The following is a 22427-nucleotide window of genomic DNA, read 5'->3' on the forward strand; positions in this document are numbered from 1 at the left end:
CCTCCTTGCGTTGAGCGAGATCGGTCGATCAGATGACGGCGAGTCGCCGTCTCACCGTTCTAACAGCTCGGCGGCTGACCCGCCACGTGCTCACCGACCGGTGGTCAGTCGTCAGCGGAGCTACTCGACGCCCCAGAAGCGGCCCCCGACGACGACTCACCGGCCGACGCCTTTGCACTCGACCCGCTCGAGGTCGACGAACCGCTCGTACTCGACGTGTCGCCGGCTCCGCTGCCAACGTCGGCCGAACTCGCCGACTCCGTGGCGCGATGCTTGCCCCCGGTCGACGCGTCGGCACCGGACTTTCCGCTGGAGTGCCGTCCACGGTCGGTCAGGCGATGCTTGCCGACGTAGTCGCCGATCGATGTCCGGTCGCCTGGTGAGGCCGCCGACTCGTTCCCGGCGGAATCCGATGACGCCGAGGCCGAGCCGGTGGTGGTCACGGTGTGATCGTCGGTGTCGTCGACGACGGGGATGTCGGTGGTGCTGGTGACATCGTCGGACGAATCGGAGGTGAGCAGGGTCGACGCCGAACGCGCCACCACCGACGGCTCGGCAGACGCCTGACGCGCCACGCTGGTCGAGGTCGTCGGCAACGACGGTGTCACGACCGGCCCGGCCGCGGGGATACCGAACGGGTACCGACGCTCGGGAATCGAGATCACCGGCAGCAGGTCGTGGACGCCATCGAATCCGCCCAGCTGGATGGTCGGGACGCCGAGGTGATTGGGCTTCGACACGCCGTTGACGACGGTCTCGGGATTCAGCGTGACCCGCGCGCCCAACCAGTCGACGGTGATCGGGTCCTGCGTGCCGTAATCGCTGGTGAGGGAGAGGAACTGGTCGCCCCCGACGGTCAGGCGGACGAAGTCCTTGCTCAGCGAGAGCGGCTGTCCGTTGAGCAGCTGCGTGATGACGCTCCCGAACACCGATGCGGGATCGACGAGCACCGCGGTGGGATCGGTGAGCCCCAGTTGGACCTCGTGCAGCTGCGGCCGCTGATCCAACCGGAAGTCGAGGGTCCCGGCGATGTTCGCGCACGCGCCGACCCCCTCGGCGTACCCCGCAGTGAGACCGCCATAGCAGCCGACCGACTTCACCCCCGGAATCTCGAGGCCGGTGTTCGCCCCCAGGATCGTGACCGGTACGTCGTCGGTGGTCCATGCATTCGCGATGCCGACGAGCGCGAAGGCGTAGGCGGTCCGGCCCCCGCTGGCTCCCGCGGTGGCGAGGCTGATGGGCAGGTACGAGATCGCGGTGGCCGAACCACCGGTCGATGCATAGGCGAACTGGAATCCGCTGCCGATGACTTTTGCCGAACCGACCGGGAGCTGCGCATCCGGGATCTTTCCATCCAAACCCAGGATCGACAGCAGCCCCTGCACGAGAACGGTGTTGTACGCGTTCTTCACCGGGTCGTAGACGACCACCGGCACCAGGTCGAGCGTCCCCGGCATCACCACGGCCACACCGGTTCCCGTCGACCCTGTGCAGTCGGCGCCGCCGTTCTGCCCACCGGTGCCACAAGCGTTGATCCGCCACTGGCTCAGGAGTCCCTGCGTCGCAGCGTTGTTCACGATGTTCCCGACGACGTTGCCCAGCCCGGCCGCCGGGTTCAGATTGAGAGCTTTCACCTTGTTGACGTCGTCGAGCAGCGCCGCGTGCGCCTGCCCCTGCCCCACCACCTGGCCGGCCCCGATCGCCGCCACCGCTGCGACCGAAGCGACGCCGGCGGCGGCGCGGAACCGGGCCTGCTTGCGCTTACGGCGACGATCCGACTTCCGTGAACGCCGAATACCGTTGTCCCCCAAGCTGGTCATTCGTCCCACTCTCGCGTCCACCCGATGAAGTCGAGTAAGTGAAGCATGGACGATCGCGAATCGGTGACCGAACCGGCAAAAGCCTCACCAGCGCGTTCGGTCGAGTGGGGTACCGGCGGCCGCTACGTCGGCCGAGCACCCGAACCCGACCACCCACCGGCCGTCGTCCAGCTCGACCTGACCGAGAGCCATCGGGGCAGGTAGATGGGCCAGGAAGTCGCCGAGCCCGGTGGTCGACACGGTCCACGACTCCCCGGAGATGCTGCGCCCGACAGCGGGATCGCGGACGAGACCCGGTTTGGGCGGCACGGTGTCCAGCGCGACCAGCCGATACGCCGGGGCGGTGCGCACCTCCCCCGACCAGCGGGCACCGCGGTCGGCGAATTCGTGGGTGAGTGGCCCGCCCCGCATGTGCGCCCCGAAGACGGCCACCTCGACGCTCGGCGCGCCGGCCGACTCCGGCCACGCCGCCGACGGCCCGGCTTCCGGGCCGATGCTCAGTCGGCGGGCGAGGTCGGTCACCACCGCATCGCGGTGGGCCCTGGCCAGTAGGGTGATGCCGAACTGCGACACCGTGCCGTCCGGCTCGGCCACCGTCCCCGCCGGGATCGCGATCCCACACAGGTCGAAGAGGTTGCAGAAGTTCGTGTAGACACCCATCTCCGAGTTCACGCCGACCGGATCGGCGTCGACCTCGGCGATGGTCGGGTGCCGGGGTGCCGTCGGGACGAGAAGAGCGTCGGCGTCGCCGAGCTCGTTCATGGCGACCGACCGCAACCGGTCCAGTCGTCGACGTGTGGCCAGGAGTTCGACGGCGCTGAAACGGTTGGCGGCGCTGATGATCCGGGCGACCGTCGGGTCCAGACCGTCGCGTTCGGCATCGGCCGAGTCGATGAACTGCCCGACGGCGTCGTATCGCTCGGCGACCAGGGCGTCGTCGTACAGCAGGCGCGCCGCGGTGAGGAACGGTTCGAGGTCGACATGCTTGATGCGGAATCCGACCTCCTCGGCGCGCCGCACGGACGCGGCGAACGCCTCCCGCCACGATCGGTCCAGGCCGGGGAGGTCGGCGGGTACGGCCAGCATCGGCTGTTCGGGTGCGGCCAACCGGATGTCGGCGCCGAACGGCCGGGGACCGGCCGCCTCCGCGAGGACGGCCATGGCGCGATCCGCCGACGCCAGATCGGGCGCCAGGATGGTGACCGCGTCGTAATCGGCACAGGCCGGCAGGACCCCGACGGTCGACACGACTCCGAGCGTCGGCTTGATCCCGACGATCCCCTGGAGTCCGGCCGGGATACGACCGGAACCCGCGGTGTCGGTGCCGATCGCGATGTCGGCGAACCCGAGCGCCACCGCGACGGCGGAGCCGGAACTGGACCCGCCGGAGATCCGGTCCGGTCGACGGGAATCCCGCACCGCGCCATAGGGACTGCGAGTGCCGACCAACCCGGTGGCGAACTGGTCGAGATTGGTCTTGCCGATCACCACCGCACCGGCGGCTCGCAGGACGGCCACCGCTGGTGCGTCGACGTCGGCGACGACGCCGAAACCGGGGCACGCGGCGGTCGTGGGCAGACCCGCGACGTCCACGTTGTCCTTGACGGCCACCACGACCCCGGCCAGTCGACCACCGGCGGCCAGCGAGGCGCGATGCTCACGGTCGACCTCCTCCCGCGGACGCAGCGTGACGAAGACCTCCGGTCGATCCGCTGCCTCGATCCGGGCGTAGATCTCGTCGATCCGGCTCATGCCACCTTCTCCTCATCCCCGGTCACCCTGTCCCCGGTCAGCTCGTCCGCCGGCATCCTGTCGGGTGTCGCCGACCTGGCGAATTCGCCGCCTTGCGACCATCTCTCGCGCTCTGCATCCCGGGCCGACGTCATCGCAGCCCTGGTCGTCTCGATGTCGGTGGCGTTCCCGTCCAGGAATCGCCGGTGGTCGGCGAGCGAGAACGATCCGTCGGCGATCCGGGTGCTCTCCCCTCGTCCGGCGGCCACATCGGCGCGCATGTCGAGCAATTCCTCGGCACTCACCGGATACCAGCTGATGCGGTCGAAGAACCGCAGCAGCCACGGATGTTCCGGATCGAAGCCGTTCGACGACAACGGGTGACGATGATTCCAGATCTGAGTGGTGCGACCGACGAACTGATATCCACCCGGCCCCTCCATCCCATAGATGCACAGGTACGCACCACCGATGCCGACCGCGTTCTCCGGCGTCCAGGTACGTGCCGGGTTGTACTTGGTGGTGACCAGTCGATGCCGCGGGTCCAACGGGACCGCCACCGGCGCACCGAGATAGACGTCACCGAGTCCGAGCACCAGATACTCGGCGTCGAACACCGTGCGGTAGACGTCGTCCACCGAGTCCAACCCGTTCATCCGACGGATGAACTCGATGTTCCACGGGCACCACGGCGCATCCGATCGCACGCCGAGCATGTACCGCTCGATCGCTTCCCGGGTCGACGGATCGTCCCAGGACAGCGGCAGGTGGACGGTTCGACTCGGCAGCACGAGATCGTCGGCGGCCGGCAGATCGGCCTCACACCCGATCAGCCAGTCCAGCATCGACTGCTGCGACCAGACATCCGGGTCGGCCTTCACCTGCAGTGAGCGGATCCCCGGGGTCAGATCGACCAGCCCACGAGGCCGTTCGGCGTCGATGCGTTCGGCGAGGGCGTGCACGCGCGCGCGGAGCTCGAGGTCGAGGTGCAGATCGCCGTACTCGACGAGGATGTTGTCGTCGCCGCTGCGTCGATAAGTGACACCGGTGACGCCGTCCGCCGTGGTGGTCCGCCCCAGGATGCCGTCGTCGGTGTCGCCGCCGCGGGAGAGCACGTCGACGAAGCCGGAGCGGCGGGCCGGCCCGACCTCGGCCGGCGATGCGACGTGGGAGGTGCGGATCGCGACGAACCGTACGGTGTCACCGGGTTTGAGCTGACCGAGCTTCCAGCGTTCAGCGCTCGCCACGGTCACCGGGCAGACGAAACCACCGAGACTCGGCCCGTCGGGCCCCAACAGAATCGGTGTGTCACCGGTGAAGTCGAGCGCGCCGACCGAGTAGGCGTTGTCGTGGATGTTCGACGGGTGCAGGCCCGCCTCTCCGCCATCCGACCGCGCCCATCGCGGTCGAGGGCCGATCAGCCGGATACCGGTGCGGTCGGAGTTGAAGTGGACCTCGTAGGGGTGATCGAGGATGTCGTCGATGTCGTCCCGGGTGAAGAACTCCGGCGCCGAGTGCGGCCCGACCGTCACCCCGAGTTGCCACGCGTCGGTCATGGCGGGCCGCTCGTCGATGAGGATGCGCCGGGGTGTCCCGGGCCGATCGCCGGCGACCGCGAGCGTGTCGCCCTCACGCAGAGGCCGGCCGTCGAGACCGCCGAAGCCGCCCATCGCGAAGGTCGCGGTGCTGCCCAGGTAGTCGTCCGCGACGATCCCGCCGGCGACCGCGAGGTAGACGCGCATCCCCAGCGATCCCGCGGCCCCGACGTCCACCGTCTCGCCCGCGCCCACCGGGACCGGGACCCACTGCGGGACGGCCACTCCCCCGACCGTCACGGTCACCGGGGCGCCGGTCACCGCTATCACCGCCGGTTCGGCGAATCGCAGCGCCGGCCCCATCAGGGTGGCCTCCAGGCCTGCGGCCGACGGGGGGTTGCCGACCGCGATGTTCGCCAACCGGAACGAGAGGTCGTCCATCGGACCCGACGGCGGCACGCCGACCTTCCAATACCCGATGCGCCCCGGCCAGTCCTGGATCGTGGTGAGGGGACCTGCCCGCAGGATCTCGACGGTGCTCATCGGCTGACCCCGGCCTGCTGGTCGTTCGCGCCCGGCCGGGTGACGATGATCCGCACGGCTGTCGGGTCGAACCCGTTGCAGGGGTTGTTGATCTGCGGACAGTTGGATATCAACACCAGGGTGTCGACCTCGGCGCGTAGGGCCAGCCGCTTGCCCGGTGCCGACAATCCGTCGACGATGCCGAGCGATCCGTCGGGGTCCACCGGCACGTTCATGAAGAAGTTGACGTTGCCGACCAGATCGCGCTTGCCGAGTCCGTGTGCGGCACCACCGATGAGGAAGTTCTCGACGCACGCGTGCTGGTGCTTGGTGTGGTGCCCGTAGCGGAGGGTGTTGGACTCCTGCGAACATGCCCCGCCGAGGGTGTCGTGATTGCCGACCTGGTCGGCCACGATCGTCATCAGCGGCGCCGACTCCTGATCACGGATCACGGAGCCGGTGGTCAGGAAGATGCTCCCCTGCGCGGCAATGGTGGCCTGGGCCGAGTATCGGACCGAGTGGTCGGCCGCCCCATAGAAGAGGGTGTCCACGGCCTGGTTGCCGTGCAGGTCGACGATGGTGAGGATGTCACCGGCCTCGACCACCCCCGACCACGGCGCGCGCGGTCCGATCTCGGTGTCGAGGATGATCCGTTCCGGGGCCGGATCGACGGCGATGTCGGTCGGTGCGGTCATGGCTGTTTCTCCTGCAGTCGGGTGAGCAATGGGTCGATCGGGGTGAAGTGGGTCAGCGCATTCCGGCGTCAGTGCGACCGTGACGCGATCCAGGCGTCTTCGGAATTGACCACCGCGCGGTGGTATTCGGGATCACGGTCGGCAGCGGCGGCGACGAGGTCCTCGAGGTCGTCGTCGGCCCGCCACGCCACCACCTCGACCGGCCCGACCCCGTAGGTCGGGGCCGGATCGAGAGGATGTGCGGTGTCGACGATCGCGACGATGCACGGCAGGTGCAGGATCACCTCGACGCTCTTGTCGATGCCCGCCGATCCCTTGGACGTCAGTGTCCCGTCGGATTCGACGACCACACCGTGGAAGAACGACAGGGACGGCGCGACATCGGTGGGGGTCAGGCCGTGTTTAGCAGCCGCAAGGACGAACATCTCGCGGCCGGCGGGGCTGGCCGAATGAGCCTCACCCGCGCCGTACCGAGAGATGTTGCCGGCCAACGTCGATGTCCCGCAGAGTGCGTCGTGGTGACCGGAGTCGTCGGCGACGACCGTCGCCAGTACGCGTCCCTGGTCACTCAGCAGCGGATGTCCGGTGCCGAGGTACGCCTGCCACGGCACCTTGACCGTGTCGGCCACGTTGAGCCGCTCCCACGGCGCGTCCGCGCGCCACAGCATCACGTGCGCGCACGCGGTCCCGGCGATGTCACGCAGTCTCAGTCGGGTGCCGCGTGCCACGACCTTGACCGTGTACCGGCCGCCGGGGACGGTCTCTGCCCACACCAGCTCGTCGGCATCCACCCCGGCCGGCGGTCGGGGCCACCGGGTGGCGGGGACCACCGGCATGGAGTCGGTGATCGTCCCCGCCTGGGCCCGGGCGTGATCGCGTGCGCCCGCGGTGGTCGACGTGGTGCCAGTGCAAGTGCTGTCGCTGCTGTTGGTGATCGCCGTGCCGGCCGGTTCGGTGATGATGCCCATCGGTGGTCCTCCTGAGGGTCGGGATGTGGTGGTGCGCAGGATCGACAGCAGGGCTCAGACCGCCGTCGACACCGGCTTGGGATGCTCTTTGCCGCGGGGGAAGCAGGCGATGCCGATCAGGATCGTGGCGACCACGCAGATCGGCCCGGCCCAGCGCAGGATCGGCATCTCGCCGGCCGGATCGAATACCTCGGCCCTGGGCCACGCCAGGTTCACCACCATCAGCGCGCCGTACACCACCGCGAGCAGGTTCACGACGATGCCGAACCGGCCGAGCGAGAACACCTTCCGGCCGTCGCTGTCGACCGCGACCCCACCCTTGGGCCATCCCTGCAACCGGCGGTAGAGCATCGGGCCGGTCACCGCGAGGTAGGCGAGATAGATCAGGATGATGCAGACGCTGGCCAGGGTCGCGAAGATGGCCGAGTTGCCGACGTTGACCACCAGCACGCCGATGCAGAGGACGCCCACCAGGATCGACGGGGCGATGGGGGTCTGGGTGCGGGAGTTGACATGCGCCAACGTCTTCGAGGCCGGGAGACGGCCGTCGCGCGCCATCGAGAAGATCAGTCGCGAGCAGGCGGTCTGGATCGCGAGTGTGCAGATGAAGATCGCCACCGCGACGTCGCAGAGCAAGACCTTGCCCCAGAAGCTGCCGAGCACGGAGTCGATCACATACGGCATGCCGCCCGCGGCGAGCTCGTCACCGAGCGACGGGGCCGCCATCAGCGCGCCGAGCAGCATCAGTCCACCGCCGATCGCCGACACGGTCAGCGCCATCCGGATCGTGCGAGGCGCGACGCGGCGCGGGTTGCGGGTCTCCTCGGCGAGCTCGCCGGCCGAACCGAACCCCACCATCACGTAGGCGGCCATCAGCCCGGAGACGATGAAGGCCCAGATGTAGCCGGGCTGTTCACCGGCGAGCCCGGTGTCGAAGACGACGTCGGGTCCGCGCTGGGCGTGGGTGAAGAAGGCGAGCACCACTGCGACGACACCGACGAGCTCGCAGGTGACACCGATGCTGTTGACGCGGCTCATCCAGTTCACGCCGACGCAGTTGATGATCGTGACCGCCACCAGGAGCACCGAGCCGAGCAGGACGGCGTTGGAGGCGCCACTGGTGCTGGTGAGCGTCGGATCATCGCCGATGATCTGGAATCCACTCCACACCGTCGGCAACACCACCTGCAATGCGATCGCCGCCGCCGACGCCGTGACGATCTGGGCGATGATCATGAACCAGCCGCCGAACCAGCCGATGACCTCACCACCCATCCGGCGAGACCACTGGTAGATGGCGCCGGAGATCGGGTAATGCGCCGCGATCTCGGCGAAGCACAGTGCGACGAGTAGCTGGCCGCCGTAGACGATCGGCCAGGTCCAGAAGAACGCCGGTCCGCCGAAACCGAAACCCAGACCGAACAATTGGAAGATCGTGGTGAGGATCGAGACGAAGGAGAAGCCCGCGGCGAAGGAGGCGAACTTGCCCAGCGAACGGTGCAGTTGCTGGTCGTAGCCGAACTCGGAGAGGTCGGCGGCGTCCGCGACGGTCGCCGACGGGGCCGGCGGGGCGCTCGGGACAGGCGGTGAGGACGGGGGCGGGGAAGCGATGGAGGTCATGGCGTGGTCTCTCTCGTGCGGCTCACCGTCGAGCGGGTTTTTCTGTCGGTTGACAGATAACCGGTCCGCCATTTCTGTCGAATGACAGAAATGTTGCCGAGCTGCTACCACGCGCAACGTCTCTGTTACGCGTCGCTGGTGGGGACCGCCGATGGCGGTGACGAGGCCGGTGACGAGGGGGCGCCGGCCACATCGCCGTGGCGTCCGCGACCCTTTTCCCACGGACTCCGATTAGGGTCGATGTCCTGGGCTCGACACCGAGAGTCTCATCCTGCGCCGGATGTACGACGGGAGAAACGATGGCCGCCAGTTCCGCAGGAACTGCTTCTGCCGGTGGTGGCCCGGGTCGCCCACGGCTGGTCGCAGCACGCCGCCGCGGGGCGACCGCACGCGACGAGATCCTGGATGCCGCAGCGGAACTCTTCGCCGGCCGGGGCTACACCGGGACGTCGACGAGGATGATCGCCGATGCGGTCGGGATCCGTCAGGCGTCGCTCTACCACCACTTCCCCACCAAGGACGACATCTTGGTGGCGCTGCTGCAGTCCACCGTCGTGGCATCGCTGGAACGCGCCCGCACTCTTCTGGCCGACGACGGGCCCGCGGTCGAGCGGCTCCTCGACCTCGCCCGTTTCGACATCACCCAGTTGGCGACCTCACGTTGGAATCTGGGAGTCCTGTACCTGCTCCCGGAGATCGGTGACGAGCGCTTCGCCGAGTTCCGCGCCGCTCGAACCGAATTGGCGGCCGCCTATGCCACCCTCGCTGCCGCCACCCTCGGCAGCGACACCGACAACCGACGGCTGCTGCCGTTCCGACTCGTCGAGTCGGTGATCATGGTGCGATCCGACGAACAGCGTGGCGAACTCGGCGACCAGACCGCACCAGGGCTGGTCGACACCCTCGTCGAGGCGATCGCGGCCGTTCTCGCCACACCCTAGGGTCCATCCGCCCACCCACTCGGCTGGGTACCATGGTCGTCGTAGCTCTTCTGTGTGCGAGCTTCCCCCATGTGTTGAGTGAGGTGCCATGGCCGACGCCGACGGACATCCCGAGGTCGACGAGTACGACCTGACCGCGGTCCTGCATGCGCTCGCCGACGACAACCGGCGCAGCGTCATCGCGCAGTTGGCGGCCGAACCGCCGGAGACCGAACAGTTCTGCAGCGAGTTCGGCATGCCATGGGCACCGTCGACGCGGACACACCACTTCCGCGTCCTCCGCAAGGCAGGTCTGATCTGGCAGCGGGACGTGGGCAACGGCCGCATGACGCGTCTACGTCGCGACGACATGGACCGCGCCTTTCCCGGCCTGCTCGACACGGTCCTGGCCGGCGATTCCGCAACCCGCACGAAGGTCTGACGTCCGCCAAGGCGCGACCGCACCGGACGACTGTTACTGGTCGACTGCTCTCAGCACAGCATCGACGGCCTGGTACAGCGTGGCGGTCTCCCTCTCGAGTACCGACGTCTCGGTAGGCAGCGCCCGCTCGATGGAGACGCCGTTGACAACGGCATTCAGGAAGTTCGCGTGCTGCCTCACGTCACCGGGGACGAGTGCGCCCTCCTCGTCCAGAACCGTCAGCCAATGTTCCATCCGCCGAGTCCCTTCGGCCGCCATCGTCAGGTACGCCGCCCGTGTCTCGTCGGTGGGTTCGGTCGCGATGAAGGCGTCGAACACCGTCGTCCAGGCCCGTCGGGCTTCGTCCCCGACCTGCGGGGCGAGAATCTGTCGTAAGCAGTGGACCAGTCGTTCGCGCGGGGCCACCGATCGGTCGTATATGACCTCGTCGTCCGACGTCGCGACGTCGTAGATCGTCCGCAGAACCGCATCACGTAACGCTCGCTGCGTCGGGAAGTGGTGTCGCAGCGAACCCATGCTGACACCGGCGCGTGCGGCCACCGTCCGAACGCTGAGCGTCGATGCCGGGTTCTCGCCGATCATCTCGCACGCAGCGATGATCACCTTCGCCCTGGAGTCCAGTACCGGTTTCTCCGTCATCACTCTCTTCCTCGTCAGGGGCGGGTATCGATCATGCCGCCGACGCGCTGCGCCGATTCTAGCAACACAGCGTGCTAGCACACTGTGCTAGTGTCGTCTCTGCGCGACCAGCACAGCGTGCTGGAAGGACGGCCGCGGGGCGTCGTCCGCCTGCCCGACACCACAACCCGACCGACTCGACCCAAAGGACGGCACGACGATGAGATCCCGATTGACACCGGCCCTCGCAGTGACGGGCCTCCTGATCGCCGGCTGTTCATCGATGCCCGCGCACGACTCCGCGCGGGAGAGTCCGCAGCCGGCGAGCCACGCCACACTTGCGTGGTCCGCATGCCCTGACGGCGTCGAGAATCCGGACGCGGGCCCGCCCCGCCTCCGGTGCGCCACGGTGCCCGTACCTCTGGACTACCGCGATCCGGACGGGCAGCAGTTGGACCTGACGATCTCGCGGCTCGCGTCGACGAAGCCGGAGGCCCGGCGCGGTTCGCTGATGCTGAATCCCGGCGGTCCCGGCGGTTCTGGACTCGACCAGCCGATCTTCCTGGCGCAGAGGGGAATTCCGCAAGAACTACAGGACAGCTACGATCTGATCGGCATCGACACCAGGGGGATCGGACATTCGTCGCCGATCAGTTGCGGCTTCACATCCGACGTCGCGTACTACGGTGCCGTACCACCGTATGCCTACGATGAGCGCGCTTTCGAGGAGCAGTCGGCAACGGCACACACTGTCGCCGAACGCTGCGCGGCCAACGACGACGGCCGAATGCGGCATGTGACGACGGCGAACATGGCACGCGACCTCGATCGCATCCGCGCTGCTCTCGGCGAGGAGAAGGGCAACTACCTCGGATACTCCTACGGCACGGCGCTCGGCGCTGCATACGCATCGATGTTCCCGGATGCCACCGACCGAATCGTGTTGGACAGCAACATCGGCGACACACACCTCGACCGGGACGGTATGCGACGCTACGCCCTCGGCATGGAGGAGACCTTCCCGGACTTCGCGAACTGGGTTGCGGCGCGGGACGCTCGATACGGTCTCGGAAACACACCTGCGGCTGTTCGCGAGAGCTACTTCAGGATCGCCGGCAAGCTCGACCGCGATCCGGTCGACGGGGTCGACGGTCGCGCGTTTCGATTGGGTACGTTCGTATCCCTCTACAACCCTGCGTCCTACGGCGCCACGGCGGACAGCTGGCGGACCATGCGCGACCGGGAACCCAACGACGCTCCGTCGGCGATCACCCAGGCCGCCCGGCAGATGGACAACAACTGGTCGGTGTTCCTCGCCGTGACGTGCAACGACGTGAAATGGCCGACCGATCCGGACACCTACCGGCGGGCTGTCGAAGCAGACCGCCAGAAGTATCCCCTGTTCGGTGCGGCAGCCGCCAACATCATGCCGTGCGCGTTCTGGCAGATCGACCAGACCGAGCCGCCAGTGGCCGTCGACGACGAGGGGCCCACGAACGTCCTCGTGGTACAGCATCAGCGAGACCCGGTCACACCGCACCACAACGGCGTGCAGATCGACGACGCATTCGGTGGACGCTCGACGTTGCTGAGCGTCGACGGCAGCGGCCACGGTGTCTACGGACTCGGCAAGAACCCGTGCGCGCAGGATGTGATCACCGACTACCTGGTCGACGGGACCATGCCCGAACACGACCGAACCTGTCCCGCGTGAGGGTGCTCGTGACGCTCCGGGTCAGGCGGGATGGCCGTCTGCCACTCGGCGGCGGCGGACCAGGACGAACGCCACGGTGACCACCACGAGCAGACCGATCAGGATCATGACCGTCGAGTCGAATGCCGAACGGTAGACGTCGGCGTGGCCGGACTGTCCTGCAGCGGTGTCGGCCGCCGCCACTCCGCTCAGGTGGACGCCTACGAGCGTCGACAACACGACGGCGTATCCGGCGACGAACACCGCCTCGCTGCCGATGCGGAAGAAGTTGAGCACACCGGCCGCGGTTCCCGAGCGTGAACTCGGCACCACCGACAGTGCGTGCCCGTCGACCAACCCGACGGGCAGGCCGAAGCCGAGGCCGAGCAGGATCATCGGAACCACGATCCAGGCCACCGAGCGGTTCTCGGCCAAGAGCAGCATCCCCGCATTGCCGAGGATCAGTGCCCCGAGGCTGACGTAGACGATCACCCCCACGGTGAGTGCGCGGAACCGGGTGACCAGCTGTGCCACCACGATCGGTGCGATCAACACCGGGATCGTCATCGCCAGCATCATCGATCCCGCGGCGCCCGCCGACATGTCCTTGATCCCCGAGAGGGCCGACGGCAGGTACGTGAGCAGTGTGACGAATCCGATCGAGCCGGCAACCGGGACAAGGCACATCGCGAGGAACTCGCGGTTGCGGAGCAGCGACACGTCGAAGACGGGGGTCTTCTGCCCGGTGACGCGTGCGGCCGGGAGGACGCGCGATCCAATCGCGGCCGCCGCGAGGATGACCGCGTGGACGACGAACACTCCACGCCACCCGGTCGCAGCGATGAGCACACCCGAGATCGTGGGTCCGAGCGCGAGTCCCAGTCCGTTCACCGTCCCGAAGATCGCGAAGGCGTGCGTTCGGCGATCACCGGTGAACGTCGTCGACAGCATCGAGCTGGAACCGGTGAGGATCGCCGCGGCCCCGATCCCCGCGACGACGCGGGCCAGGTCGAGGAGCAGCAGGGTCGGCGCGAGAGCGCTGGCGACACTGCCCACCGTCACCAGGGTCGCCCCCGCGGCGAAGGTGGTGCGATGACCGATGCGATCGCTGAGCGATCCCCACACCAGCGTGGCCAGCGCGAAGGCCACGTTGAATCCGTTGACCACCCATTGCAGCGCAGTCGGTTCCGAGCCGAGGTCGCGCGAGATCAACGGCAGCGCCACCGCGGTGCCTGCGATGGCCGTCGGGGTGACGAACTGGGCTGCGAGGACGATCGGCAGGGTCCATCTGCCGGGCTCGGAGACACCGGGGTGCGCCGGGCCGGATTCCGCCCCATCGGCGACACCGGCGCCGGCTGCGCCGGGTGTCGATGAGGGCGTCGGTCTGGTCTCGCCTGCGGAGGCCGACATGGGAGCTCCCTTCGTAGGTACGATGACCTTAGTAGCTACCATCTACATCGTAGTGCCGCAACACGGACGACCCCGCAGACGTCGGCGCCGACCATCGGAACCCGATGGCCGGCGCCGCCCCCGAACCTCGCCTACCTGGACTGCACCGCGATGTCGTAACCCCACCCGTTGACCGCATTGCGCGGCGGGTCGAACAGGGACGTGACGTTGTGCACCTTGCCGGTCGCGGCGACGCTGTTGCGGTCGGTGTACAGCGGGATTGCCACGGCCTGATCGAGAATCCGCCCGGTGATCTTGTCGAACAATGCCTTCCGGGTGCCCTGATCGGTCGCCCGGGTCGCGTCGACCAGCCAACGGTCGACCTGCCGGTCGGACAGCTTCGATCCACCGACGACCGACCCGAGGGTGATGCCGTCGACCTGCCCGAAGGTCAAGTCGGGTCGGGTGGTGCCGAAGGCGCGGTTGAGCTGCAGGGACAGGTCAAGCCCACCGACCTGGCGCGGGAAGGCCTCATAGTCGTTGGCAGCCAACAGATCGTAGATCTGCGCGTTCTCGACGTACTGCAGTTCGACATCGACGCCGAGGTCCTGACGGAGCTGCGCCTGCCATGCCTTCAGCACGTCGTCCAACGGATAGTTGGGCACGCTGGCGAGCAGGCGGACCCGGAGTCGTTGCCCGGCAGCATTCGTCCGAGGTGCACCGTCGTCGCCCGACTCTTTCCAGCCGGCCTCGTCCAACAGCTCCTTCGCGCGGCTCAGGTCGGGTTTCGTACGGTTGTCGTACTTGGCGTCGAAGTACTTGCTGTCCGGCGAGATGAGGCTCCACGCACGCTTCTGAGTTCCTTTGGTCACCGAGTCGACGATCGCCGAGAGATCGACGCCCTGCGAGATCGCCCGCCGCACACGCACATCTCCGGTGGCGCCGTTGGTGACGTTGAGCATGATGTTCCACGGCGACGCCGCCGAGCCGGTCTGGGCGTACTGGAAGCCGGAGACGTCGCGGAACAATGGGATGTCGGTGGCCTTGACCGTTCCGATCGCATCGACCTCGCCGCTGCGGAGCAGCCCGGCCCGGGTGGAAGCCTCCGGGACGAACTTCACGACCAGATGATCGACATACGCAGCGCCCTGGTGCTTCGCGGTTCCCGGCCCCCACCTGTACGCCGGGTTCTTACGGAATCGGATCTCCTGGCCCTGGATCACCCGATCGATGATGAACGGGCCCGAGCCGATCAGCTTCGATCCCGCCGTCAGCGTCGCGTTGTCGGCGCGGAGGGTGCTCGGCGCGACGATGGCGCCACCGAGACCGGCCAGCGACGACAGCAGGTCGGCGCGCGGCTGGGAGAGGGTGAGCCGTACCGCGAAGGGGTCGATGACCGCGACGTCGGTGACGCTCGAGAACTGCAGCAGGCCGTTGTTCGTCCAGGCCGGGTACTTCGGGTCACGCAAGACGTCGAGGTTGGTCTTGACCGCAGCGGCGTCGAGCTTCTCGCCGTTGGTGAAGGTCACGTCGTCGCGGAGTCGGAACTCGTAGGTGCGACCGTCGGGTGAGACCGTCCACGACTTCGCCAACCAGGGGTGGAAGTGCTCCTCCGGGTCCTCGGAGATCAAGCTGTCGTAGGCGTTGCGCAAGACCTGCTCGGAATCGAACGCCGCACCGTAGTGCGGGTTGAGTCCGCGGTCCGGCGCCTTGGGTAGGACGACGGTGAAGGTGCCGCCCGGCGCGGGCTCACCCGCGGGCGCGCCACCGCCGCTCCCGGGTTCCGGGTCGGAGGTGCAGGCACCGACGGCCAACAGCAGGACCGCGCTGAGCGCGAGAATGATCAGTCGGAACAGTCTGGTACGCAACGGAAGAGATCCTTCTGGTGGATGGGGACGGACCGACGGGTCGGGTGACCGGCCGAGATCAGGGACGAGCGCGATTCATCTCTTTCGCGTGATCGTCAGAGAGTCGGGATCGCCGCGAGCAGATCGCGCGTGTACGCGTCGGCGGGTGCCTCGAAGACCTGTTCCGCGGGTCCCTCCTCGACCACCCGACCGCGGTGCAGCACCACCAGGCGATGGCACAGCCTGCGGACGACGGCGAGGTCGTGGGAGATGAACACCAGTGCGAGACGTCGACTCTCGGTCAACTCGTGCAGCAGGTCGAGGATCTGCGCCTGTACCGAGATGTCCAGGGCCGAGACCGGTTCGTCGCAGACGATGAGGCGGGGATCGGCACCGAGGGCGCGGGCGATGTTGACCCGTTGTCGCTGCCCGCCCGAGAGTTCGCGAGGGTGGCGCGCGGCGACATCGGGCGGGAGATGAACCGCCTCCAGGAGTTCGAGCACCCGGTCCGCTCGGTTCTCCGGCGCGGTCGCGGACGCACCGACGCCCTCGGCGATGATCTCACGCACCAGGTGACGCGGATCGAACGAACCGACCGAGTCCTGGGCGACCAACCCGATCCGCCCCACGTGTGCGGGTGCCGGGTGCGGTGCGCCGAGGAAGAGGAGTTCACCCGCGTCACGCCCGGCGGATCCGGTGATCATCGACGCGATCGTGGACTTGCCCGATCCGGATTCGCCGACGATACCGAGGACCTCGCCGTCATGCACCTCGAAGGAGACCTCGCTGACCGCCGGGATCGTCTGTCCGCGTGAGCGATAGCTCTTTCGGAGGCCACGCGCGGTCAGCAGGGGTACGGCCCCCGGGACCTCGCGGAGCGGAGGCCGCGCCGCGCCGCCGGGCACGGCCGCGAGCAGTTCACGGGTGTAGGCCGCGACCGGCCGGTCGATGACGTCGCGGGTCGGGCCCTCCTCGACGATGCGCCCACCCTGCATGACAAGGACCCGGTCGGCGAGCGCGGACACGACGGCCAGGTCGTGACTGACCAGGATGACGGCACGACCCGCGCGCGCCTGCGTCGCGATGAGTTCGAGGATCTGGGCCTGCACGGTGACGTCCAGTGCGGTCGTCGGTTCGTCGGCGATCAGCAGGTCCGGGTCGCCGGCCAGCGCCGCTGCGATCAATGCGCGCTGCCGCTGTCCGCCGGAGAGCTGAAACGACCGTCGGGCCCGGGTGGTGGCGGGATCGTCGATGCCGACCGAGGTCAGCAGGCTCTCCACCCGCTGGGCACGCTCCCGACGCGGGACCGACGACAGCCCCTCGGTGATCTCCTTGGTGACCGTGCGCAGGGGGTCGAGCGCGGTGAGTGCGTCCTGCAGGATCAGTCCGATGCGCGATCCGCGGAATCGCCGCCAGTCACGTTCACCGAGATCCGACACGTCGTCGCCGAGCACCTCGAAACGGTCGGCGCGGACACGCGCGCCGTCACCTGCGAGTCCCACGATGCTGCGGGTGGTCACCGACTTCCCCGATCCGGACTCGCCGACGATCGCGACGACCTCGCCGCGCCGCACCGTGAGATCCACCCCGGTGACCACGTCGGGGTCGCCGCGGAACCCGATGTGCAGACCCGCGATCCGGACCACGACGTCATCTGGGCTCGTGGCGCGCGCCGCGCTCTGCGGGTCGGCGGCCGATCGGGATCCCCTCGCATCGGCGAGCCCTACCGCAGGGGGCGCCGTCCTGGTCGACGGTTCGTAAATGGTCATGTCGCGGTCCTCCGCTCGAATCGTCGGGCGACCTCGCGACCGACGATGGTGGTCGCGACCACGGTCGCGGTGATGGCGACGCCCGGGAAGAAGACCGTCCACCAGGCGATACGGAGGTCGTCACGCGCCTCGGACAGGATCGCTCCCCATTCAGGAGTCGGCGGCTGCGGACCGAAGCCGAGGAAGCTCAGGGCCGCCGCACCGAGGATCGACGTGCCGAGACCGAGGGTGATCAGCACCGGCAGGGTGCCGATCGCGTTCGGCAAGATGTGCCGCCAGACGACGCGCGCACGCGATCGGGTCAGCAGGCCTGCGTGCGTGACGAAATCGGCGCCGGCGACGCGGGCGGTCTCGGCACGCATGACGCGGGCGAACCGCGGTGCGGACGCGATACCGATGGCGATGATCAGGTTGGCGGTCCCACTGCCGGTCAACGTGATCAACACCAAGGCGAACAAGATCTCGGGAAATGCGCCCAGCAGATCGAAGAACCGGGACAGCACGATGTCGACCGCGCGGTTGCCGAGACCGGCGGCCAGCCCCAGGGGCACGCCGATGGCGACAGCCACGAGTGTTGCGGCTACGCCGATGAACACCGACAGCCGGGCTCCGTACACGACGCGGGTCCACACGTCGCGGCCCAGTTGATCGGTCCCGAACGGATGTGCCACCGACGGCGCGTTGTGCACGGCGGCGAGATCGGTGTGCAGTGGGTCGCCGAGCGCGAACACGACGGGGAACGCAACGGCCACCACGAGTGCCGCCAGGAAGCCTCCCGCGATCCACACGCCGACCGGGCCACGCGGCAGCGGCACCGACCACCGACGGCCGAGGGTGAGGGTGGTCATCGGCGGTCCTCCCGGAGTCGCGGGTCGATCCACGCATACGTCAGGTCGACCACCACGCTGACCGTGAGATAGACAGCGGCGGTGAGCAATGCGACACCGAGCACCACCGGGAGGTCGGAGTAGGTCACGGCCTCCACCGTGACCCTACCGAGGCCCGCCCGACCGAACACCTCCTCGACGACCATCGTCCCGGTGAGCAGTCCGCTGACCGCCCAGCCGGCCAACGTGGCGGCCGGGATCAGTGAATGCCGCAGGCCGTGCGTGAGTCGGAGCCGCAGCGTACCGACTCCCCGGGCGCGCGCCGAGACCGCGAACGGTTGCTCCAGTGCGCGCTCGACACCGCCCCGCATCACTTGCGCGAGGACCGCCGCGATCGGCAGGGCCAGGGTCAGCGCCGGGAGGATGAGACGCTGGAAGTCGTTCCCAGAGGTCACCGGGAGCACCCGTAGCGTGAATGCGAAGACCCAGATCAGGATGAGGCCGACCCAGAACGTCGGAGCCGATGCGAACGACATCTCGACACCGCTGACACCGCGCGACCACCAGGTGCGGTGTCCCGCGGTGAGCACTGCCAGAGTCGGCGCGAGGAGGACGACCAACACCAGCGCCACCCCGGCCAGTTCCGCGGTGGCACGCAGCTGATCTCCGAACAGGATGTCGGCGACCGCCTCGCCCCGGACGTACGAGTAGCCGAGGTCGCCGTGCAAGAGGTCGCCGAGGTAGTTCACGTATTGCACGAGCAGTGGGCGATCGAGCCCCCAGTCCCGCGCGACCTGGGCCCGCAGGTCGGGGTTGGTCGAGTCGCCCATCACGGCAGTGACCGGGTCGCCGGGCGCGAGATGGATGGCCAGGAAAGCAAAGGTGACCGCGGCCCAGGCGGTCAGAAGCGCGGAGAGCACGACCACCAGGCCCCGCCGCGCGCGGGACCACCTGCGCGCGCCGACTCCCCCGACCACATCGGTCGGCGGCACGGCGACCGCATCGGTGCCCCTCGTCGGGTCGGCGGCAATCGTCGACGTCACGTGTTCCCCCTCTCGGCTGACCGAGGTCGGCCCTGGTGGGTGAAACATAAACGCGGCTCATCCACACGGCGAGTACAAAAATCAAGCCAATCCAAAATATGTTCCCACCAATGGTGAGTACATAACTTTCCTCGAGGACTCACCGCCCGCTGACGGAAGAAGACTCCGATGTTCGATGGCCCTGTCCCGCCGGTCCGGTGGCGGACATGAGTTCCGACGCGCGACGTCACGCCATCCTCAACGTCAACCTCATCCCGGGTGGGATCATCGGCAGCCCATGGCGTCGAGCACCGGAGGGTGGTGCCTATTTCTCGACCGTCGAGCACTACCTGTCGGTCGCGCGTGTGGCCGAGCGGGGACTCCTCGACGCAGTCTTCCTCGCCGACTCCCCCGACCTCCAGGCCAGGGATTGGAATGCGCCTGCGCGACTGCTCGATCCGATCGTTGCGCAATCGGTGGTGGCAGCACAGACCGAGCGGATCGGTCTCATCGTCACCGCGACCACGTCGTACAACGACCCGTATCACCTGGCCAGACAGTTCGCCTCGCTTGCCGCGGTGTCGCATGGTCGCGTCGGGTGGAACTTCGTCGTCACCGGCGGTGACGCTGCGGCACGGCTGCACTCCGCCGACGAGGCGCTCCCGAAAGCGGATCGCTATCGCCGGGCCGAGAAGTTCGTCGAGGTCGTCACCGACCTCTGGGATTCCTGGCAGCCGGGAGCGCTGTCCGCCGACGTCGAAACCGGTCGATTCCTCGATCCCCGAGCCATCCGCGCGATCGCGCACGACAGCAAGCACTTCCGGGTGTCCGGACGCTTCAAGGCGCCACCGCTGGACGACGGACGACCGATCCTGATCCAGGCAGGCGCGTCGACTCACGGGGTGGCACTCGGAGCGCGCGCGGCGGACGCCGTGTACTGCGCTCATTCCGACATCGACGATGCGCGACGACGACGGGACGAGGTCCGTGCGCTTGCCGCCGCCGCCGGCCGGGATCCCGACGCCGTCAAGCTGCTCCCCGGCCTGATCATCGTGCTGGCCGACACCGAGGAGGCGGCGCGGCGACGACAGGACGAACTCATCGACCTGATCCCCGACGAAGTCCAGATCACCAACCTCGCTGCACGGCTGGATGTCCCGATCGAGGTGCTCGAACTCGACGGCCCGCTGCCGTGGGATCTGATCCCCGCGGACGGGACCGTGTCGGGCGCCCGCGCCCAGCGCGAGGTGCTGCTGGAGTTCGTACGACGACGCAATCTCGACACCCGCGGGGCCGCCCGACTCCTGGCCTCAGGAGGTCAGCACGTCACCGTCGTCGGCACACCCGAGCAGGTGGCCGACCACATCGAGGACTGGTTCCGCTCGGGCGCCTGCGACGGGTTCAACCTGATGCTCGACGAACTTCCTCACGGACTCGAGGTGTTCGTCGACGAGGTCGTGCCGATCCTGCAGCGCCGCGGGCTGTTCCGCACCCAGTACACGACGTCGACGCTGCGTGGGCACTTCGGGCTGTGAGCGAGAGGACCGTGAGCCGGGGCAATACGAGACATGTGCCGACAAGGTTCGTCGAGACGCGACCGGTGATCCGCCCGCCCGTCGACCGACGTCGCTCTCCCGGCGTCAGCCCAAGAACTCGCGATGCACCGACCCGGCCGCCTCAACGGCGGCCTCGGCGAGTTCCGCGAGCGCGGCCTGGTCGTCGGGGAGCTGTGGGACCGCGATCCGCAACAGACCTCCCGACCGCGGCGTGACGAAGGACCGGGCACCCGCGCCCACATGGATGCCACGTCGCGCGAGTTCGATCAACGCCCCCGTCTCGTCGCGGACATCCAGCCACACCACGAGGCTGTTGCGCCCGGCCCGTGCCGACGCCCCACGCGCGACGAGCTCGGTGACCAGCCCGTCCCGGCGCTGCTGATACCGGCTGCGGGCCACTGCGATGCCGTCGGCGGTGTCGGCGTCGACAACCAGGTGCGCCAGCGCGTCCTGCAGGATGCGGCTGTTGGTGGCGATGCCGTGCACACGCAATCGGATGACGCGATCGATCAGTTCGGTGCTCCCGCCGATCACACACGTCTTGATGTCGAGTCCGTATGCCTTGCAATAACTGCGGACACGGACGGTTCGATCTCCGAAGGTCTCTCCGACGGACGGCGCCTGCCACTGCGCGAGCGGTCCGACCGCATCGTCCTCGACGATCCACGGCAGGTGGTCGGCGGCCTGGAAGACCTCGACCAGTTCTGCGACCCGCGACGCCGACAGCGCACCGAACGCGGAGTACGCGCCCTCCGGTTGCAGGACGACGGCGACCGGCCGTCGGGTCAGCGCGTCAGCCAAGGACTCCGGCCGCGCCCCCTCGTCGTCGGACGCGATGCCGATCACCTCGTAGCCGACCTCGGTGAGGGTGTCGAGGAACCCGGGGATCACCGGTTCCTCGACCGCGACCAGGGAACCCGCAGGCGCAGCCGCCTCGACCGCCAGCAGCAGGCCCTCCGAACCACCTCCCGCGGCGACGAAGGACGCCGCGTCGAACGGCCAGTCGGCCAGCACCGCGTCCCGCAGTCGATCGGTGATGTACTCGCGCCCGGGGTGATTGAGTTGGGACGACCTGAGTCCCGCGATGAGTGCGTCGGTGAGGTCGGGCTGGAGGCGGTGGTCTGGACTGCCGCTCAGCAGATCACGATCGGACCATGCCGGCCCGGCGGTCGCCGAGTTGACCACCACGGTCCCACCGCGCCGGTTGGTCTCGATCAGTCCTTCTCGACGCAGCGAGCCCCACGCGGAGACGATGGCGCGGGTGCTCACGCCCGACTGCTGGGTCAGTTCGCGGATCGTCGGCAATCGGGTGCCGACCGCCAAGCGCCCGTCCCGGATGAGCCCGGCGGTCACGTCCCGGACATCCTCCGACGTCCGAGACCCGTGCCGGGTCAGCACCGACACCAGCACATCCGTGCCGTCCTCGAGCGTCATCGGCACACCGGGCAGGTCA

At 68.4% G+C, this 22427-nt stretch carries 17 protein-coding genes; 4 read left to right on the forward strand and 13 right to left on the reverse strand.

Annotated elements, in window-relative coordinates; translation table 11 throughout:
- Window positions 1-104 precede the first annotated feature (104 nt).
- The 6 genes from GS4_RS08240 to GS4_RS08265 form a co-directional block, all read right to left on the reverse strand.
- Window positions 105-1820, reverse strand: coding sequence for a hypothetical protein (locus tag GS4_RS08240; RefSeq protein ID WP_007619473.1), 1716 nt, complete (start codon window positions 1818-1820; stop codon window positions 105-107).
- 84 nt (window positions 1821-1904) lie between these two features.
- Window positions 1905-3572 carry an allophanate hydrolase gene (gene atzF, locus GS4_RS08245; protein WP_007619474.1) on the reverse strand — a complete coding sequence of 556 codons (1668 nt, stop codon included), beginning with the start codon at window positions 3570-3572 and terminating at the stop codon, window positions 1905-1907.
- A complete protein-coding gene (locus tag GS4_RS08250) occupies window positions 3569-5629 on the reverse strand; it encodes a 5-oxoprolinase/urea amidolyase family protein (RefSeq protein WP_007619475.1) in 2061 nt (686 codons plus the stop codon). Before GS4_RS08250 ends, atzF begins: the two co-directional genes overlap by 4 nt.
- Entirely contained in the window at window positions 5626-6303 is a 678-nt protein-coding gene (locus GS4_RS08255) for an urea amidolyase associated protein UAAP2 (RefSeq protein WP_007619477.1), read from the reverse strand. The genes GS4_RS08250 and GS4_RS08255 overlap by 4 nt, the downstream gene beginning before the upstream one ends.
- Window positions 6304-6371: 68 nt before the next feature.
- Window positions 6372-7271 (reverse strand): urea amidolyase associated protein UAAP1, encoded by a 900-nt coding sequence (locus GS4_RS08260; protein WP_007619487.1) that lies wholly within the window; start codon window positions 7269-7271, stop codon window positions 6372-6374.
- A 54-nt stretch (window positions 7272-7325) separates the two neighbouring features.
- Entirely contained in the window at window positions 7326-8891 is a 1566-nt protein-coding gene (locus tag GS4_RS08265) for an amino acid permease (RefSeq protein ID WP_007619489.1), read from the reverse strand.
- A gap of 299 nt (window positions 8892-9190) precedes the next feature.
- Between GS4_RS08265 and GS4_RS08270 the strand changes: the two genes are divergently transcribed.
- Together GS4_RS08270 and GS4_RS08275 are read left to right on the forward strand one after the other, a co-directional pair.
- A complete protein-coding gene (locus tag GS4_RS08270) occupies window positions 9191-9832 on the forward strand; it encodes a TetR/AcrR family transcriptional regulator (RefSeq protein WP_007619496.1) in 642 nt (213 codons plus the stop codon).
- A gap of 88 nt (window positions 9833-9920) precedes the next feature.
- Window positions 9921-10253: an ArsR/SmtB family transcription factor gene (locus GS4_RS08275; protein ID WP_007619497.1), complete on the forward strand. Its 333-nt coding sequence runs from the start codon at window positions 9921-9923 to the stop codon at window positions 10251-10253.
- Window positions 10254-10286: 33 nt separating this feature from the next.
- Here GS4_RS08275 and GS4_RS08280 read toward each other — a convergent pair whose 3' ends face one another.
- Window positions 10287-10892 carry a TetR/AcrR family transcriptional regulator gene (locus GS4_RS08280; protein ID WP_007619498.1) on the reverse strand — a complete coding sequence of 202 codons (606 nt, stop codon included), beginning with the start codon at window positions 10890-10892 and terminating at the stop codon, window positions 10287-10289.
- A 199-nt stretch (window positions 10893-11091) separates the two neighbouring features.
- Here GS4_RS08280 and GS4_RS08285 point away from each other — a divergent pair, with 199 nt between their 5' ends.
- Window positions 11092-12585 (forward strand): alpha/beta hydrolase, encoded by a 1494-nt coding sequence (locus GS4_RS08285; protein WP_007619499.1) that lies wholly within the window; start codon window positions 11092-11094, stop codon window positions 12583-12585.
- A gap of 21 nt (window positions 12586-12606) precedes the next feature.
- On the opposite strand, the gene GS4_RS08290 is transcribed toward GS4_RS08285, so the two are convergent.
- The 5 genes from GS4_RS08290 to GS4_RS08310 all read right to left on the reverse strand — a co-directional run bounded on the left by GS4_RS08290 (window position 12607) and on the right by GS4_RS08310 (window position 19439).
- A complete protein-coding gene (locus GS4_RS08290) occupies window positions 12607-13974 on the reverse strand; it encodes an MFS transporter (RefSeq protein WP_007619500.1) in 1368 nt (455 codons plus the stop codon).
- Between the two features lie 131 nt (window positions 13975-14105).
- Entirely contained in the window at window positions 14106-15821 is a 1716-nt protein-coding gene (locus GS4_RS08295; RefSeq protein WP_007619501.1) for an ABC transporter substrate-binding protein, read from the reverse strand.
- A 95-nt stretch (window positions 15822-15916) separates the two neighbouring features.
- Complete coding sequence (locus GS4_RS08300) at window positions 15917-17569, reverse strand: ATP-binding cassette domain-containing protein (RefSeq protein WP_007619503.1); 1653 nt, start codon at window positions 17567-17569, stop codon at window positions 15917-15919.
- Window positions 17566-18417 (reverse strand): ABC transporter permease, encoded by an 852-nt coding sequence (locus GS4_RS08305; RefSeq protein WP_007619504.1) that lies wholly within the window; start codon window positions 18415-18417, stop codon window positions 17566-17568. Before GS4_RS08305 ends, GS4_RS08300 begins: the two co-directional genes overlap by 4 nt.
- Window positions 18414-19439, reverse strand: coding sequence for an ABC transporter permease (locus GS4_RS08310; RefSeq protein WP_007619506.1), 1026 nt, complete (start codon window positions 19437-19439; stop codon window positions 18414-18416). The genes GS4_RS08305 and GS4_RS08310 overlap by 4 nt, the downstream gene beginning before the upstream one ends.
- A gap of 206 nt (window positions 19440-19645) precedes the next feature.
- Here GS4_RS08310 and GS4_RS08315 point away from each other — a divergent pair, with 206 nt between their 5' ends.
- On the forward strand, window positions 19646-20953 hold the full coding sequence (locus GS4_RS08315; RefSeq protein WP_007619508.1) for an NtaA/DmoA family FMN-dependent monooxygenase: 1308 nt from the start codon (window positions 19646-19648) through the stop codon (window positions 20951-20953).
- A gap of 105 nt (window positions 20954-21058) precedes the next feature.
- Here the strand turns inward: GS4_RS08315 and GS4_RS08320 are convergent, their stop codons facing one another.
- Window positions 21059-22408 carry an aminotransferase class I/II-fold pyridoxal phosphate-dependent enzyme gene (locus GS4_RS08320; RefSeq protein ID WP_007619509.1) on the reverse strand — a complete coding sequence of 450 codons (1350 nt, stop codon included), beginning with the start codon at window positions 22406-22408 and terminating at the stop codon, window positions 21059-21061.
- Window positions 22409-22427: the final 19 nt, after the last annotated feature.

Origin of the sequence: Gordonia soli NBRC 108243, assembly GCF_000334455.1 — a bacterium.
GTDB lineage: Bacteria > Actinomycetota > Actinomycetes > Mycobacteriales > Mycobacteriaceae > Gordonia > Gordonia soli.

What these genes read in the sequence shown, in the direction of transcription:
- GS4_RS08240 (WP_007619473.1), bottom strand. Translation starts at nt 1,820, where the DNA reads ATGACCAGCTTGGGGGACAACGGTATTCGGCGTTCACGGAAGTCGGAT.
- atzF (WP_007619474.1), bottom strand. Translation starts at nt 3,572, where the DNA reads ATGAGCCGGATCGACGAGATCTACGCCCGGATCGAGGCAGCGGATCGA.
- GS4_RS08250 (WP_007619475.1), bottom strand. Translation starts at nt 5,629, where the DNA reads ATGAGCACCGTCGAGATCCTGCGGGCAGGTCCCCTCACCACGATCCAG.
- GS4_RS08255 (WP_007619477.1), bottom strand. Translation starts at nt 6,303, where the DNA reads ATGACCGCACCGACCGACATCGCCGTCGATCCGGCCCCGGAACGGATC.
- GS4_RS08260 (WP_007619487.1), bottom strand. Translation starts at nt 7,271, where the DNA reads ATGGGCATCATCACCGAACCGGCCGGCACGGCGATCACCAACAGCAGC.
- GS4_RS08265 (WP_007619489.1), bottom strand. Translation starts at nt 8,891, where the DNA reads ATGACCTCCATCGCTTCCCCGCCCCCGTCCTCACCGCCTGTCCCGAGC.
- GS4_RS08270 (WP_007619496.1), top strand. Translation starts at nt 9,191, where the DNA reads ATGGCCGCCAGTTCCGCAGGAACTGCTTCTGCCGGTGGTGGCCCGGGT.
- GS4_RS08275 (WP_007619497.1), top strand. Translation starts at nt 9,921, where the DNA reads ATGGCCGACGCCGACGGACATCCCGAGGTCGACGAGTACGACCTGACC.
- GS4_RS08280 (WP_007619498.1), bottom strand. Translation starts at nt 10,892, where the DNA reads ATGACGGAGAAACCGGTACTGGACTCCAGGGCGAAGGTGATCATCGCT.
- GS4_RS08285 (WP_007619499.1), top strand. Translation starts at nt 11,092, where the DNA reads ATGAGATCCCGATTGACACCGGCCCTCGCAGTGACGGGCCTCCTGATC.
- GS4_RS08290 (WP_007619500.1), bottom strand. Translation starts at nt 13,974, where the DNA reads ATGTCGGCCTCCGCAGGCGAGACCAGACCGACGCCCTCATCGACACCC.
- GS4_RS08300 (WP_007619503.1), bottom strand. Translation starts at nt 17,569, where the DNA reads ATGACCATTTACGAACCGTCGACCAGGACGGCGCCCCCTGCGGTAGGG.
- GS4_RS08305 (WP_007619504.1), bottom strand. Translation starts at nt 18,417, where the DNA reads ATGACCACCCTCACCCTCGGCCGTCGGTGGTCGGTGCCGCTGCCGCGT.
- GS4_RS08315 (WP_007619508.1), top strand. Translation starts at nt 19,646, where the DNA reads ATGAGTTCCGACGCGCGACGTCACGCCATCCTCAACGTCAACCTCATC.
- GS4_RS08320 (WP_007619509.1), bottom strand. Translation starts at nt 22,408, where the DNA reads ATGACGCTCGAGGACGGCACGGATGTGCTGGTGTCGGTGCTGACCCGG.